Annotated in this window: 15 protein-coding genes and 1 tRNA gene; 10 read left to right on the top strand and 6 right to left on the bottom strand. The window is 70.5% G+C overall.

Features of this window, described 5'->3' with window-relative positions:
* Window positions 1–158 precede the first annotated feature (158 nt).
* The gene (locus HNQ67_RS12275; protein ID WP_221247887.1) at window positions 159–1,550 is read left to right on the top strand and encodes a mechanosensitive ion channel domain-containing protein; all 1,392 of its coding nucleotides are present in this window, start codon (window positions 159–161) and stop codon (window positions 1,548–1,550) included.
* A gap of 12 nt (window positions 1,551–1,562) precedes the next feature.
* Here HNQ67_RS12275 and HNQ67_RS12270 read toward each other — a convergent pair whose 3' ends face one another.
* The 5 genes from HNQ67_RS12270 to HNQ67_RS12250 all read right to left on the bottom strand — a co-directional run bounded on the left by HNQ67_RS12270 (window position 1,563) and on the right by HNQ67_RS12250 (window position 5,934).
* Entirely contained in the window at window positions 1,563–2,264 is a 702-nt protein-coding gene (locus HNQ67_RS12270; protein WP_183255856.1) for a hypothetical protein, read from the bottom strand.
* Between the two features lie 72 nt (window positions 2,265–2,336).
* Window positions 2,337–4,325: a terminase large subunit domain-containing protein gene (locus HNQ67_RS12265; RefSeq protein ID WP_183255854.1), complete on the bottom strand. Its 1,989-nt coding sequence runs from the start codon at window positions 4,323–4,325 to the stop codon at window positions 2,337–2,339.
* A gap of 182 nt (window positions 4,326–4,507) precedes the next feature.
* Window positions 4,508–4,675 (bottom strand): hypothetical protein, encoded by a 168-nt coding sequence (locus HNQ67_RS12260; protein WP_183255852.1) that lies wholly within the window; start codon window positions 4,673–4,675, stop codon window positions 4,508–4,510.
* A 48-nt stretch (window positions 4,676–4,723) separates the two neighbouring features.
* Window positions 4,724–5,458, bottom strand: coding sequence for a hypothetical protein (locus HNQ67_RS12255; protein WP_183255850.1), 735 nt, complete (start codon window positions 5,456–5,458; stop codon window positions 4,724–4,726).
* Window positions 5,455–5,934 (bottom strand): RNA polymerase sigma factor, encoded by a 480-nt coding sequence (locus tag HNQ67_RS12250; RefSeq protein WP_343054915.1) that lies wholly within the window; start codon window positions 5,932–5,934, stop codon window positions 5,455–5,457. Before HNQ67_RS12250 ends, HNQ67_RS12255 begins: the two co-directional genes overlap by 4 nt.
* A 146-nt stretch (window positions 5,935–6,080) precedes the next feature.
* On the opposite strand from HNQ67_RS12250, the gene HNQ67_RS12245 reads away from it, so the two are divergent.
* Together HNQ67_RS12245 and HNQ67_RS12240 are read left to right on the top strand one after the other, a co-directional pair.
* On the top strand, window positions 6,081–7,403 hold the full coding sequence (locus HNQ67_RS12245; protein WP_343054914.1) for a S8 family serine peptidase: 1,323 nt from the start codon (window positions 6,081–6,083) through the stop codon (window positions 7,401–7,403).
* Between the two features lie 102 nt (window positions 7,404–7,505).
* A complete protein-coding gene (locus tag HNQ67_RS12240) occupies window positions 7,506–8,156 on the top strand; it encodes a hypothetical protein (protein WP_183255843.1) in 651 nt (216 codons plus the stop codon).
* A gap of 127 nt (window positions 8,157–8,283) precedes the next feature.
* Here the strand turns inward: HNQ67_RS12240 and HNQ67_RS12235 are convergent, their stop codons facing one another.
* Complete coding sequence (locus tag HNQ67_RS12235) at window positions 8,284–8,580, bottom strand: FliM/FliN family flagellar motor switch protein (protein WP_183255841.1); 297 nt, start codon at window positions 8,578–8,580, stop codon at window positions 8,284–8,286.
* Between the two features lie 30 nt (window positions 8,581–8,610).
* Between HNQ67_RS12235 and lipB the strand changes: the two genes are divergently transcribed.
* From lipB to HNQ67_RS12200, 7 genes are all read left to right on the top strand, one after another.
* On the top strand, window positions 8,611–9,318 hold the full coding sequence (lipB, locus tag HNQ67_RS12230; protein WP_183255839.1) for a lipoyl(octanoyl) transferase LipB: 708 nt from the start codon (window positions 8,611–8,613) through the stop codon (window positions 9,316–9,318).
* 52 nt (window positions 9,319–9,370) lie between these two features.
* Window positions 9,371–9,457: transfer RNA gene (locus HNQ67_RS12225), tRNA-Leu, on the top strand.
* 59 nt (window positions 9,458–9,516) lie between these two features.
* On the top strand, window positions 9,517–10,929 hold the full coding sequence (mgtE, locus tag HNQ67_RS12220; protein WP_183255837.1) for a magnesium transporter: 1,413 nt from the start codon (window positions 9,517–9,519) through the stop codon (window positions 10,927–10,929).
* Window positions 10,930–11,003: 74 nt separating this feature from the next.
* Complete coding sequence (locus HNQ67_RS12215; RefSeq protein WP_183255836.1) at window positions 11,004–12,329, top strand: glycoside hydrolase family protein; 1,326 nt, start codon at window positions 11,004–11,006, stop codon at window positions 12,327–12,329.
* Between the two features lie 37 nt (window positions 12,330–12,366).
* Complete coding sequence (locus tag HNQ67_RS12210) at window positions 12,367–13,530, top strand: isovaleryl-CoA dehydrogenase (RefSeq protein ID WP_183255834.1); 1,164 nt, start codon at window positions 12,367–12,369, stop codon at window positions 13,528–13,530.
* Between the two features lie 57 nt (window positions 13,531–13,587).
* Window positions 13,588–13,776, top strand: coding sequence for a DUF3008 family protein (locus HNQ67_RS12205; RefSeq protein WP_183255832.1), 189 nt, complete (start codon window positions 13,588–13,590; stop codon window positions 13,774–13,776).
* A 95-nt stretch (window positions 13,777–13,871) separates the two neighbouring features.
* Window positions 13,872–14,555: an exopolysaccharide biosynthesis protein gene (locus HNQ67_RS12200; protein ID WP_183255829.1), complete on the top strand. Its 684-nt coding sequence runs from the start codon at window positions 13,872–13,874 to the stop codon at window positions 14,553–14,555.
* The last annotated feature ends 38 nt before the right edge of the window (window positions 14,556–14,593 follow it).

Here is a 14,593-nt window from a genome sequence, read left to right as displayed (position 1 = left end):
GCTGCGATGGTCCGGCCGACTTGCCCTTGGGGGTCACAGTCGTCGGGTCAACGACAGGCTGGGGGGGATTGTTCCCCGGCCGGGCGGCCGCGCGGGCGGCGTGACAGGCCGGTTGGCGGATGACAGGATGGCGCCATGAACCCTGCCCGATCGCGTCCGTGAGCGCCGACCGTCTCCGCGTCCTGCCGGCCCTCTGCCTGGCGCTCGCGGCGCTTCTTGTCGCGATCGCGTCCCCGGCGGCCGCCACCGCGCTGATCCCGGGCGCCCCGGCCGCCGCTCCCGCGGAAGCCACCCCCCCGCCGGCGCCGATCGGCACCGACAGCGACGCCGCCTCGGACGCCGCCATCGCCGCCCGCCTCGAGCGCATCTACGCCGAATTGGACGAACTCTCGGGCGTGCGGGTGCGGGCGTCCGGCGGCGTCGTCACCCTCGCCGGCGAGGTGGCCGAGCGCGCCGATCTGGTTCGCGCCGAACAGATCGCCGGCCGGGTCGAGGGCGTCGTCGCGGTGCGCAACGACGTCGAGGCCAGCGTCGACGTCGGCGAGCGCGTCTCCCCCTTCCTGCAGAAGCTGACGGGCCTTCTGCGCTCGGCGGTCGAGAGCGGCCCGCTGATCGTGCTCAGCCTGCTGATCGTCGTCGCGTGCGTGGCCCTGGGCTGGTGGGCCGCCTCGTTCGGTCGCTTCTGGCGTCGGCTGACGCCCAACCCCTTCGTCGGCGACCTGCTGGCCCAGGCCGTGCGGGCGATGAGCGTCATCGTCGGCGTGGTGCTGGCCCTCAACCTGCTCGGCGCCACAGCCCTGATGGGCACCGTCCTCGGCGGGGCGGGGCTGATCGGCATCGCCGTCGGCTTCGCGCTCCGCGACACGCTCGAGAACTACATTTCCAGCATCATGCTCAGCCTGCGCCAGCCGTTCCGCGCCAACGACCACGTCGTCATCGACGGGCAGGAGGGCAAGGTCGTCCGCCTCACCTCGCGCGCCACCGTGCTGATGACGCTGGACGGCAACCACCTGCGCATCCCCAATCTGATCGTCTTCAAGGCGGTGATCCTGAACTACACCCGCAATCCGGAGCGGCGGCTCGAGTTCGAGCTGGGCGTCGACGCCGAGGACGATCCGGAGGCGGCCATCGCCGTCGGCGTGGCGGCCCTGACCGGGCTCGACTTCATCCTGTCCGATCCGGCCCCGACCGGGGTCATCGTCACCGTCGGCGACAGCAATATCGTGCTCCGCTTCATGGCTTGGATCGACCAGACCGGGACCGACTTCCTCAAGGCCCGCAGCGCCGGCATCCGCGCCGCCAAGATCGCCGTCGAGACGGCCGGCTTCACCCTGCCCGAGCCGATCTACCGCCTGCGCTTCGACCAGTTGCCCGATCTGGAAGGGGCCGCCGCCGCCCCGCCCCGCAAGCCGCGCCGCGCCTCACCCCGGACAGCCCCCGAGCCCGCCCTGTCGGTGCGTCCCGACGCCCACATCGAGCGCACCATCGCGGCCGAGCGGCGCGCGACGCAGGAAGAGGACCTGCTCTCGCCGGCCCGCCCGGTCGAATAGCCGCCGCCCGCCTCAGGCCGCCTGTTCCGCCGCCGCCGGCAGACTCTCCGCCCGCCGCCGCGCCCGCAGATAGATGATCGGCGTCGCCAGGGTGCGCAGCACCGACAGGGCGAAGGCCAGCCCGTACAGACGGATGCCGACCAGCAATATCTCCCCGTCCACCGTCGCCGGCGCCAGCGGCGCGTCCACGATCCGGCCAGTGATCGACCCCAAGGCGTCCGGCCCGAGGAAGAACAGGAAATAGCCGACCGACCCCGCGATCCCCTCGCGCAGGAAGGTCACGATCGCCTCGCCGGCGCCCAGCGGCCCGAAAAGACTGTCCTGAACCGCCCCCGGGGCATGGGCGTAGCTGGCCCCCATCAGGGCGAACAGCACCAGGAACATCCCCAGCCGCGCCGCATAGGCCCCGGAGAGCAACCCCACGGTCTGCACCGGTCGTAGCCGCTGGATCAGCGAGGCGCGTCGGCGTTCGTCGTCGCCGACGGCCGGCACCAGATCGGGAAAGGTCGCGCTGAGGATCGAGATGAATTTGCCGATCAGATCGGCCAGCACCACGACCAGCACCAGCAGGAACAGCAACGCCGCCGCGCTGCGGTCCGCCAGCAGGCTGCCGATCGTCTCCGAAACGCCGAGCACCGCCACCGTCGCGAGGATCAGGATCGAGATGACCGACCCCTCGATGATCCGACGCACCAGTCTGAAAAGCCCCAGCATCGCGCTCCCCCGTCAGCCGGAATACCGGCGGTCCTTGTAGCACAGGCCCCGGTCGGGTCGATTCGCACCCCCTCACAGCCACCGCACCCTCGGCCCCCGCTCCCCGTCCGGGGCGTCGATCAGCAGATCCGTGATCGCCCACACCAGCGCGTCGGCCCGGTCCAGCGACCCTGCCGCCTCCATCTCGCCGCCGAAGGCCATCAGTTCCTCCTCCAGCGCGTCGAACGTCCCGGCGTGGTGGATGCGGCCCTGTTCGTAGAGGGCCGCCACCGGCTCGGCGCGGACGTATTTGCCCCGCGTCGCGTGGACCTCGCGGATCTTCAGCCGGCAGCCGGCGGTCTTCAGCACCGCCTTGACCATGTCGCCGCCCTGGTTGACCTCGGGCACCAGCGTCGTGGCCCCGAACTCGGCGGCCAGCGCCACCGCCCGCCGCGCCCAGGCATCCGGCCCCAGCCCGGCCACCGACCGGTCGGCCAGCACCACGGCGCATCGCACCCCGTCCGCGCGCCGGTGACTCGCCGCCGCGATCAGTCCGCAAGCGTCGCTCCGCGCCGTTGCGCTGGGGTCGATGGCGACGACGACGCGGTCGTAGGGGAGGGATGAGGATCGAGGGGGCGAGGATGACGCCGCCTGCGCCCCGCCGCCCGCGCCCTCACTGTCTCCTTCCTCGCCCCTCGCCCCTCGTCCCTCGCCCCTTGCCGCCGCCATCATCGCCGCCGTGAACAGGGACCCGTCCAGTTCGACGATCTTCCCCTCCAGCTCCTGCGCCGCCCGCCGTGTGCCGCCATACAGGGCCTCCAGCCCGTCGAGGAAGCCGGCCGACAGATGCGCCGCATTGTCGGCGGTCGGCGCGTGGCTCAGGGCGCAGCCCGCCTCGTCGCGCAGCCGCACGAGCGCGCGGGTCGGACGCGGGGTGGTGGTCACCACCAGGCGAGGATGGGTCGATGACCCCTCCACCGCTTCGCGGTCGCCCTTCCCCTTGCATGGGGACGAGACGGCAGCCGCGTCCGATGTCTCCTCCCCGCTTCGCGGGGAGGGGGACCCCGAAGGGGTGGAGGGGTCGACAGGCGCACCGCCCCTCGGCGCCAACGGCAGCCGCAATCCCATCCTGAGCAACGCCAGCGTCTCCGCCGCTCCGCGCGGCCCGCTGCCCCGCCAGGCGCAGAACTCGTCAGCCCACGCCGCGCTGAACTGCGGCCCGCGCAGGCTGTCGGGGTCCTCGGCCGAAAACGCATAGGCCTGGCAGCCATTGGCGAAGACCAGCCGCCGCCGCGACGCCTGGAATCTGGGCCGCGTCGCCCGGGTCCAGCGCGGCAGCGAGCGGATGCCGCTGGCCCCCTCGATCATCACCTCGCGCACGTCGTGCAGGGTCGGGCCGATCAGCGCCAGCCGCCCGCCGGCCCCCAGCGCCTCGGCCTGATCGGCCAGCCAGCTGGCCCCCGCCAGCGTCTTGCCGGCCCCGCGCCCGCCGAGAAACAGCCAGGTCGACCAGTCGCCGGCGGGAGGCCGCTGGGACGGGCGCAGTTCCAGCGCCTCTCCCGGCGCCTCGTCCCCTTCCTCGTCCGGCGCGGCCGCCATGGGCGGTCGTCCGCCGCGCCAACCCATCATCACCCGCCGAAACTGCTCGATCAGCCGCAGCCGCACGGACGCGCCTCTCATGTCATTGATCCCGAACAGGGCGTCGAGTTGGTCCAGCAGCAGATCCACCGTCCGCTCCGGCTGCTCCCGATAGAGGCGCACGACGACCGTACCGCAGGCCAGCGCCACGCCGCCCTCCAGCGCCTGCACCACCACCGGCGCCGGCCCCTTGCGCCGGGTCGGGGCCCCTACGTCGCGCTTGCGCAGCCCCATGATCCGGGCATGCCGGTAGAAGCTGCTGACCGAGGCCTTGTAGTCCGCCGCGACCACCGCCAGCGGCTCCCCGGCGAGATATCGCGATAGCCCGGCGCGATAGCGGTCCGGCGACATCCCCGAAGGGCTCTGCCTGAAGGGTTTGTCGCCCGGCCACGGCGGCGTCTCCGCCGTCGCGTCCTGAGCCGTGATGTTCGTTGTCCTGTCCATCCGCCTATTATCAGGCCGCACCGCCCTCAGGCGGGTTCAGGACGCTCGATCGACGGCTGATCGGCGCGAAATCAATGACTTGGATCGCAAGATTATGACGGCTGGCGGCGAAATGTCAGCATTCCCGAGCCTGCCTTTGGCGCCTGCCCGGTCAAGACAGAGACTGACCGTCGGGACGGACCTCACCCCTCGGCGACATGCGCGCGCGCGCGGCATTCCAGCAGCCAGGCCAGCAGCGCCTCGTATTCGGCGGCCAGCTGGGCGCTCGCCTCGCGCTGACGCGGGTCCATCGCTTCGGCGGCGCGGCGGCGCCAGAGGTCGGCGCGGGCGCGCAGGGTGTCTTCATCCATGCCGGTCCAACGACCGGCAAAGCCTGTTTCATCCCTTGGGTCTGAACCTCAGCGCCAGCCGGCGTCGCGGGCCTCCGCCTCGGCGGCGGCGTCGAGGGTCTCGTCGGCGATCAGGGCGTCGACGGCGGCCAGCACGGCGGCGGGCGTATCCGCTCCGGCGGTGCGGACCTCCGAGGAAGAGGGCTGGAAGGGCGCCAGGGCCTCAAGCCGCCAGACGCCATTGTTCCGACAAGCGAGGCCCGCCACTCCGGCCTGGCCCGACCGGAATGTGCGGCACCAGCGGCCGTCGGCGTCCCGGAAGGTCAGGCCGACCGCCCGCCCCCCGGCGTCCAACCCGTCGCCGGCGAGGCCGTCGTCCAACACCCGCACCAGCGCCGCATCGGCGAGGCTCCCGTCGGCGGCCACCACAAAGCCGCCCGGCGCCCGGTCCTGCCCCAGCCAGCCCACCGACAGACCCAGCACGAAGCTGGCCGCTGCGGCCGCGCCCCAGAGCGGCGCATGGCGGGGCGCGAAGGCGGCGCGCGCGGTGCGCGACAGGCGGGCGGTCCATGGCTCGCGCCGCGCCGGAGCAGCCGCGATCATGCGGGCCAGATCGGCGTCGCGGGAATCGGACGCGGCGGGAAAGGCCTCACGGGCCAGCGTCCGCAGACCGCGCAGCCGCTCCAGCCGTCGGGCGAGGGCCGGATCGGCGGCGGCGGCGGCGTCGATGGCCGCACCCGCCTCGGGACTGAGCTCGCCGTCGACGCGGCGCATCAGGATTTCGTCGTCGAAGGGGTCGGTCATGCGCTCACTCCCTGTTCCGTCAGGGTCTGGATCAGGCTCTGGCGGCCCCGCACCAGTCGGCTGGTCAGGGTCCCGGCGGGCACCTCCAGCACCTCGGCGGCCTCGGCGTAGGACAGGCCGTCGACCAGCACCAGGGCCACGGCCAGCCGCTGGTCTTCGGGCAGCCGGCCGATCGCATCGCGCACCGCCAGCGCATCCGCGCGCAGGTCCTCGTCCGCCTGCGCCGCGTCGGCGACATTGGGCGTGGCGGCGTCCTCGGGCGTCACAACCCGGCCCCAGCGGGTCGCCGACCGGCCCTGATCGATGTGGATCCGCCTCATGATGGTGAAGGCCCAGCTGTCCAGGCGGGTGCCCGACCGGTAGCCGCTTCGCTTTGCCAGGGCGCGCTCGACGGTCGCCTGCACCAGGTCCTGGGCGTCGGCGTCGGAGCGGCAGATGGCGCGCGCGAAACGGCGCAGCCTTGGCAGAAGCGCCACCAGCTCCGTCTGAAACCCGTCCAAAAGCAAACTCCGGTCATGGGGATGAAACGTCCGGGCCGGGGCGTTTCATCCGCGAGGCCTTTTCAGCCATTGTGGCGTTGACGCCAATGGCCTTTCATCAACTGCCGCCAGGGAGCAAGCCGGTGACGATACGCATTCTGACCGCCTCCGTCTTCGCGGGGTTGGCGGTTCTGCTGGCCGCGGCGCCGGCCAGCGCCCAGATCGGCCTGCCCGGCGGCGTCCCCGGCGTGAGGGGATTGCCGGGTGACCTGCCGAACCGTCTGCCGGTCGACACCGACCGGCTGCAGGACGGCGTTCGCGGCCGCGTTGACCGGGCGCTGCAGGCTCCCCGGCGGGTGCGCGACCTGATCGGGCGCTCGGACGGCGCGCTGGAAGCCGACCCATACGGCTGGCCCGTGCTGCGGGCCGAGATCGTCGCGGTCGACCTCTCCCCCGCCGGGCGCCGGGCCGCGCTGGACGCCGGCTTCTCGGTCGTGCGCGAACAGCAGCTCGACGGCCTCGACCTCGCCGTCGTGGTGCTCAGCCCGCCGCACGGCCTGCCGCTCCGCCGCGCCCTCGACCGCCTCCGCGACCTCGACCCCGCCGGGACCTTCGAGTTTAACCACATCTACAGCCCCGCCGGTGCGCTGGCTGACACCCCTGCGCCTCCCCCGGCCTTGCCCGCGGCGCCACCGGTTCAGGCCAGCGGCGTGCGCATAGGCCTGATCGACACTGGCGTGGATGCGCGTCATCCGGCCCTTTCCGGTGCGACCATCCGCCAGCGCGGCTTCGCCGACGGCGACCGGCCCGGCGCCCACGGCACGGCCGTGGCGTCCCTACTGGCCGGTCGGTCCAACCCCTTCTCCGGAGCCGCCCCCGGCGCCGCCCTCTTCGTCGCCGACGTCTACGGGGGGTCGCCCTCGGGCGGGGCCTCCACCAAGGTCGCCGAGGCGCTGGGCTGGATGGTCCAGAACAACGTGCCCGTGGTCAACGTCAGCCTCGTCGGGCCACGCAATGCGCTGGTCGAGGCGGCGGTGCGGCGGGCCGCCGGGCGCGGCCTGTTGATCGTCGCCGCCGCCGGCAACGACGGCCCCGCCGCGGCGCCCCTCTATCCAGCCAGCTATCCTGACGTGATCGGAGTCACCGCCGTCGACGCGCGCGGCCGGACCCTGCCAGAAGCCGCCCGGGGACCTCAGGTCGACTTCGCCGCTCCCGGGGCCGACATGGCCGCCGCCGGCCAGGGCGCGGGATACGTCAATGTGCGCGGGGCCTCGTTCGCAGCGCCGCTGGTGGCCGGCCTGCTGGCCCGTCGCGGCGGCGGTGACCGGGCCGTCCGGGCGCTCGAGGCCGAGGCCCGCGATATGGGCGCGCGCGGCCCGGACCCGGTCTATGGCCGCGGTCTCGTCGCCGCGGATCTGCGCGTCGAGCCCCGCGCGGTCGGGGCGAGAGGTCGGCTGGCGCGCTGATCTGCCGCCGATATTTCCTGCCGTGCGGATGAAATCCGGCGGGCCCGTCGTTGGACTCTGCGAGGACGGTGTCTCCGTCCAGTTGATTGCAGGAGAGACGACATGCGCAAGACCCTTATGCTCGTGACCACGGCGGCCTTCACCATGGTCCTCGCCGGCGCCGCCAACGCCCAGGTGCTGGGCGGCTCGGGTGGTCTGACCGGCGGACTGGGCGGCCAGGTCGGCGGCCTCGGCGGCCAGATTGGCGGCAATGCAGCCGGCGGCCTGACCGGCTCGGTCGACGGCTCGTTCGCCCGCGATCGTCTCGGCGAGACCACCGCCCGCGCCGAGCGCCTGCGCGAACGGGCCGAACGCCGCGCCGCCCAGGCGCAGGCGCGTGCCGCCGCCGCGGCTGAACAGGCCCGGGCCCGCGGGGAAGCGACTGCCGATCAGGCGCGCGGAGCCGCCGTGGGCGCCGCGTCGAGCGCCTATGGCTCGGCCCGGGGCGCGGCCGGATCGGTCGAGGGATCGGCGTCCGGCATGCTGGACGGCTCGGCCCAGGTGGGTCAGGGCGCGCTCGCCGGTGACGCCGCCGGCTCGGGCTCGGGCTCGGCGGAAACGGCTGCGGAATCCCGTCAGGATCGTCGCGCCCGCCGCGAGCGCCGGGTGGACGCCGACGCTTCCGCAAACGGCTCGGCCTCGGCGGACCGCAACGGCGCGTCGGTCAACGCCGGCGCCAGCGCCAGCGCCAGCGGCGCCGCGCGCCCGCGCTGACCCGCGGCGAACAGCCTCCCCCGCCGTCGCCCCCGTCCGCTTCCGCGGGCGGGGACTGCCGTTTGTGTGTGGTGGAGGCCCGCGGCCGGAAGGCGAGGCGGCGGGCGTTCTGGACAGGTGGCCGAACCTAGGCCGCGCCGGCCATGAAATCGTAGACGTCCGCTGGCCGGGTCACGGTGATGGCGATGCGGTCCTCGCGGATCTCGATCTCGCCGCGGGCGACCGGGTGGTTGTTGGCGAGGATCCAGACCTCGTCGGTTTGCGAAGCGTCGAGCGGGATCACCGCCCCGCGGCCCATCCGCAGCAGCTGGCTCATCGGCAGAACAGAGCGCCCCAGGACGACCGAAATCTCAACGTCTACGGCTTCGATCTGTGACACGGGGGACTCTGACGCTGACTGGGACTGGACGGGCGATTGTTGCATGACGCTCCCTATCCCCACATTGAGGGCGACATGCTTTCCCAGTCCTTAAGCCCGGCCGTATCGAAGCTGATCCGCGAGGATGACGCGCCCGTCGAATGGGCGGTCTCGCCGGGCCTTGTCGACTATCCGCTCGCGGTCGAGGCCATGGAGGCGCGGGCGGCGGCCATCGCGACGGGCGAGGCGGGCGAGTTGGTCTGGCTCCTCGAGCATCCGCCGCTCTATACGGCGGGGGTGTCGTCGCGGGACGACGACCTGCTCGACGCCGGTCGCTTCCCGGTCCACCGCACCGGGCGGGGCGGCCAGTTCACCTATCACGGGCCGGGCCAGCGCGTGGCCTATGTGATGTTGGACCTGAACCGGCGCGGCAGGGATGTGCGCGCCTTCGTGCGGGGGCTGGAGCAGTGGATCATCGGAGCGCTGGGCGAATTCGGCGTCCCCGCCGACGTCCGCGAAGGCCGGGTGGGCGTCTGGGTCGAGCGCAAGGGGCCGGGCTGGTCCCGCGAGGACAAGGTCGCCGCCATCGGCGTCAAGGTCCGCAAATGGGTCAGCTTCCATGGCGTCAGCCTGAACGTGGAACCCGACCTCGGCCATTTCACCGGCATCGTCCCCTGCGGCATCGATGAGCACGGCGTCACCAGCCTCGTCGATCTCGGCGTGCCGGCGACCATGGACGAGGCCGACGAGGCCCTGCGGGCCAGTTTCCACCGGGTCTTCGGCCCGACCGTCGCAGCCCGCTGAAAGCCCCTTCCCTTCCGCCCCGCTCTCCGCTATCAGCCCCCCTCCGATGCGAGCGGTCGTGGCGGAATTGGTAGACGCGCAGCGTTGAGGTCGCTGTTCCCTAACCGGAGTGGAAGTTCGAGTCTTCTCGACCGCACCATCGAAAAAATGAGGAAAATCATCGGCTTAAAGCTGATTTGACAGACAGGGAGGCCAAGCGTGAGCAAAACCGCAACCGCCTCCCTGCCCTCTGACCACAAGGATGAGATCGAACACGTCGCGCTCGACGAGGACTACGTCCTGACGCCCGGCTTCGTGGAGAAGGTCGTCGACGCCTCCGACGCCGGCGACGGAACCAAGCTCCGTTCGTTGCTGGAGGACCTCCACCCGGCCGACGTCGCCGACCTGATGGGCTTTCTGACCGCCGAGCATCGCGCCGTCGTGGTGCTGTGGCTGCCGGCTGACCTGCTGGCCGACACGCTGCCGGAGCTCGACGACGGCATCCGCGAGGACGTGCTGGAGCGGGTGCCGCACCTGACCTTGGCCGAGGCTCTGCAGGAGCTCGATTCCGATGACGCTGCGGCCGTGGTCGAGGACCTCGAGGATGACCAGCGCGAGCGTGTGCTGGCCGCCATGCCCGACGTCGACCGGGCCGCCATCGAGAGCTCGCTCGGCTACGCGGAGGATTCCGCCGGCCGTCTGATGCAGCGTGAGGTGATGGCCGCGCCGCAGTTCTGGAACGTCGGCGACACCATCGACCACGTCCGCAAACAGGGCGAGGATCTGCCCGAGCTGTTCTTTGACATCTATGTCGTCGATCCGCTGAACCGGCCGGTCGGCAGCGTGCCGGTCAGCGGCCTGCTCCGCGCCCCGCGCACGATCGCCCTGTCCGACATCATGGAGCCGGTCAACGAGATCACCGTCGACCAGGATCAGGAAGAAGTCGCCTACATCTTCGAGAAATATCACCTGATATCGGCCCCCGTCACCGACAGCGCAGGCCGCCTCGTCGGCCAGATCACCGTCGACGACATCGTCAACATCATCCAGGAGGAAAACCGCGAGGACATCCTCCGCCTCGCTGGCGTTTCGGACGAGGACCGCGGCTCCTCCGTGCCCGAGATTGTGCGCAGCCGGGTTCCGTGGCTGGCGATCAACCTCGTCACCGCCGTGCTTGGCGCCAGCGTCATCGGCTGGTTCGAAGGCACTATCCAGCAAGTCATCGCCCTGGCAGTGCTGATGCCGATCGTCTCGGCCATCGGCGGTAACGCCGGAACCCAGGCCCTGACCGTTACCGTCCGGGCGTTGGCGACCCGTGAACTGAACAGTTCCAACGCCTCGCGCACCTTCTGGCGTGAACTGGTGGTCGGCGTCGCCAACGGTTTCGTACTTGCGCCCCTCATCGGGGTGGCCGCCGGCCTGTGGTCGCAGGACTGGCGCATCGGCGGGGTCATCGGAGCGGCCATGGTGCTCAACCTGATGGTCGCCGCGACGGTCGGAGTTCTGACCCCGTTGACGCTGTCACGGCTGAAGTTCGACCCGGCGGTGTCCTCGGCCGTGTTCGTGACGGCGACGACGGATTTCTTCGGCTTCCTGATCTTCCTCGGTCTGGCCACGATCGTGCTGATCTGATCCCGCTGGACCGGCGCGGGGTTTGCTGGTTCTCCCATTGAGCGAGCGCTTCCGTCTCGATTTGGGTCAATCCGGTGTCCGACGCGACCACCCCACCTCTGAAGGTCTCCCGCGAGGGAGTCGTCCTCATCAAGAGTTTCGAGGGTTTCCGGCCACGCGCGGTGCGGAACGAGGACGGACGCTGGGTGATCGGCTACGGCCACACGGTCTCGGCGCGGGAGGGCTCGACCGTCGGCGAGGCCGATGCCGAACTGCTGCTACAGTACGACCTGCTGCCCGTGGTGAAGGCCCTGAACGAGCGAGTGTCGATCCCGCTCAATCAGCACCAATTCGACGCGCTCGCCAGTTTCGCCATTTCCGTGGGCGTTGATCGCTTCCTCGCTTCCGACGTGCTGCAGCGGCTGAACGAGGGCCATGCCGGAGAGGCCGCTGACGCGCTGATCGGCTGGCCGGAGGCGGCGCCGCCCGACGCCCGCCTGCGTCGCAGGGCCGCCGAGCGCGCCCTGTTCGTCGCCGATCCGGCAACGCCAATACATCTCGCCGACCTGCTGGCCGCGCCCCTGCCGCCGCCGCCGGTCGAGGATGAACCGTCGGAGCTCCCGACGCCTCCCGACTCTCCCGGCGACGCCCGGGCCGCTGCGGTCGCCGCATTGCTTGGCGAAACGCCGGCGGCCCCGCGAACCGGGTCGGACCGGCCCGAAGACTCGATGGACGCGGTCCTGCCGGAAGAGGTGGCGGGGTTCGAGCCCACCGCATTCCAGACGGCCACACCCGTCACCACCATACATCTGCAGCGCTACTCGCCCTATGCAGGCTCAAGGATCGGGCCCCTGCCCGGGTTCCCGCCCGCCGGATCGCCGAAGGCTGTCCCCGAGCCCGATTCCACGCCCGAACCGGCCGCAGAGAATCCGCCGACCGACGTCCCGACGACAGCGCAGGCCGAGTCGGCGGAGCCCGTCGTTCCTCTGGTCCCGCCTACACCGGGCAACTCGCCCTTCCCGCCGATGGACGAACAGCTGGTGCTGACGCCCGCGACCGAGGCGGACTTCGGGGAACCCGCCCGCACCGCCTGGGAACCCGGTCAACGAACGGTGGCCGCTGCGCCGGACGGCGACACCGTGCTGTTCGAGCAGGAACCTGCGCCGTCGGTGCTGCGCCACGAGGTCGAACCCGCTGCTCCGCGCCGCTTCGATTGGAGCGTGACGGGCGCCTGGGTGATCATGGGGCTGACCGGACTGGCCGCCTGCGCCGCCGCGGCCGCCTCGTTCCGCAAGGCCATGGTGGATGAGTCCTCGCTGAACGACTTCATGGTGATTGGCTGGATCCTAGCCCTGATCGGCGTCATCTGCGTCGGCGTCTCGGCGTGGAATCTGTTCGTGCAATGGGGTCGCCGGGACTGACTTTGCCAGGCGCGCGGCGTGGTGCTACGCCGCCGCCATGAGCATTCCCAACGCACCCCAATCCATGGATTTCGGCCTCGGCGAGAATGCCGACATGATCCGCGAGACTACCGCACGCTGGGCCGCCGATCGCTTGGCGCCGTTGGCCGCCGAGATCGACGAGAAAAACCAGTTTCGGCGCGAGCTGTGGCCCGAGATGGGCGATCTGGGCCTGCACGGCATCACCGTTGAGGAAGAGTTCGGCGGCCTCGGCCTCGGCTATCTTGAGCATGTGGTGGCGATGGAAGAAGTGTCGCGAGCTTCGGCCTCGATCGGCCTCAGCTACGGCGCCCACTCCAACCTGTGCGTCAACCAGATTCGCCGCTGGGGCACGGGCGAGCAGAAGCGCAAATATCTGCCCAAGCTGATTTCGGGCGAACATGTCGGCTCCCTGGCCATGTCCGAGGCCGGATCCGGCTCTGACGTCATGTCGATGCGCACCCAGGCCGTGAAGAAGGGCGACCGCTACGTCCTGAACGGCACGAAATTCTGGATTACCAACGCTCCCTCGGCCGACACCCTGGTGGTCTATGCCCGCACCGGCGAGGGCAATGGCGGCGTCACCGCCTTCCTGATCGAAAAGAGCATGAAGGGCTTCAGCGTTTCGAAGAAGCTGGACAAGATGGGCATGCGCGGCTCGGACACCGCCGAACTGGTGTTCGAGGACTGCGAGGTCCCCGAAGAGAACGTCATGGGTCCCGTCGGCGGCGGCGCCGGCGTGTTGATGAGCGGTCTGGACTATGAGCGCGCCGTGCTTTCAGCGGGCCCTCTGGGGATCATGCAGGCGGCGTTGGACGTGGTCCTGCCTTACGTCCGCGAACGCAAGCAGTTCGGCAAGGCCATCGGCAGCTTCCAGCTGATGCAGGCCAAGATCGCCGACATGTACGTGGCCCTTAACTCGGCCCGCACCTATGTCTATGCCGTGGCGAAGGCGTGTGACGCCGGCAAGACCACGCGATACGACGCGGCGGGCGCAATCCTGCTGGCTTCCGAGAACGCGGTGAAGGTATCGCTGGAGGCCGTTCAGGCCCTCGGCGGCGCAGGCTACACCAAGGAGTGGCCGGTCGAGCGGTTGGTCCGCGACGCCAAGCTGTACGACATCGGCGCAGGCACTAACGAAATCCGCCGCTTCCTGATCGGGCGGGAACTGTTGGGCAGCTGACCCTGGAACTTCCGCCTTCGCCTTCGGTTGCTTTGCCGGAGAAGACGGAGACCCGCCATGCCCACCAAATCCGCAGCCCAGCAAAAGGCCGCCGGCGCAGCCTTGTCGGCCAAACGCGGCGACACGCCCAAATCCGAGCTGAAGGGCGCGTCGAAATCGATGGAAGATTCGATGAGCGAGAAGGAACTGGAAGACATGGCGGGGACCCGCCGCAAGGGCAAGCCGGAGCACACGTCTGCAGCCTGAGGGCGCCGGCGCAAACGATTGACGTTTGTTAAGTAGCGCGCCGTCGCGGTCACGCCTAGACCGGAAAACCCGTTGCGCGAGTATGCCAGCCGCCCATGCCCGACTACGACTATCAGAGCGACACACGGCCCTTCTCGCAGGTGCTGGTGGACATCGGAGCCAAGGAAGACCCCAAGCTCTACCTCGGCGAGCTGGTGAACGCGTTCGGCGAGCGCGGCTTCGGGGCGTTGATGCTGTTCTTCGGCCTGATGAACATCGCCATCGGGATAATTCCCGGAACGACGACCATTCTGGGCGCGCCGCTGTTGCTGATGGGTCTGCAGCTGGCGACCCGGCAGGATCAATTGTGGCTGCCCAGATGGGCGCTGCGCCGCTGGATTGACAGGGTGGCCTACCGCAACGGGCTGGATACGGTCCTGCCCCGGTTGACGAAGGTCGAACGGCTGTCGAAGCCACGCCTGACGATCATGACCAGCGAAGTATCGGAAGTGCTGATCGGCATCGTCACCTTCCTGCTTGCCATCATTCTCGTGCTGCCGATCTGGGGGGGCAATCTGATCCCGGCCCTGATTATCTCGACTTTCGGCTTCGGCCTGATGCAGCGCGACGGCCTGGCCATCCTGATCGCCTGGTGCGCCGTCGGTCTGCTCTGCCTCGCGGGACTGATCATCTGGCTGGCCTGGCAGTGGGTGTCGCCCTACCTGCTGCCGGTCTGGGAGTGGGCCCAGAGCCTTCCCGCCAACGCGTGGGCGTGGCTAACCGGCTTGTTCGGGGCCTGAAACGCACGAGGCGCCGGAGGGCAAACCCTCCGGCGCCT

The organism is Brevundimonas basaltis (assembly GCF_014202075.1).
Lineage (GTDB): Bacteria > Pseudomonadota > Alphaproteobacteria > Caulobacterales > Caulobacteraceae > Brevundimonas > Brevundimonas basaltis.
This window is presented reverse-complemented; position numbering and strand designations above follow the sequence as displayed.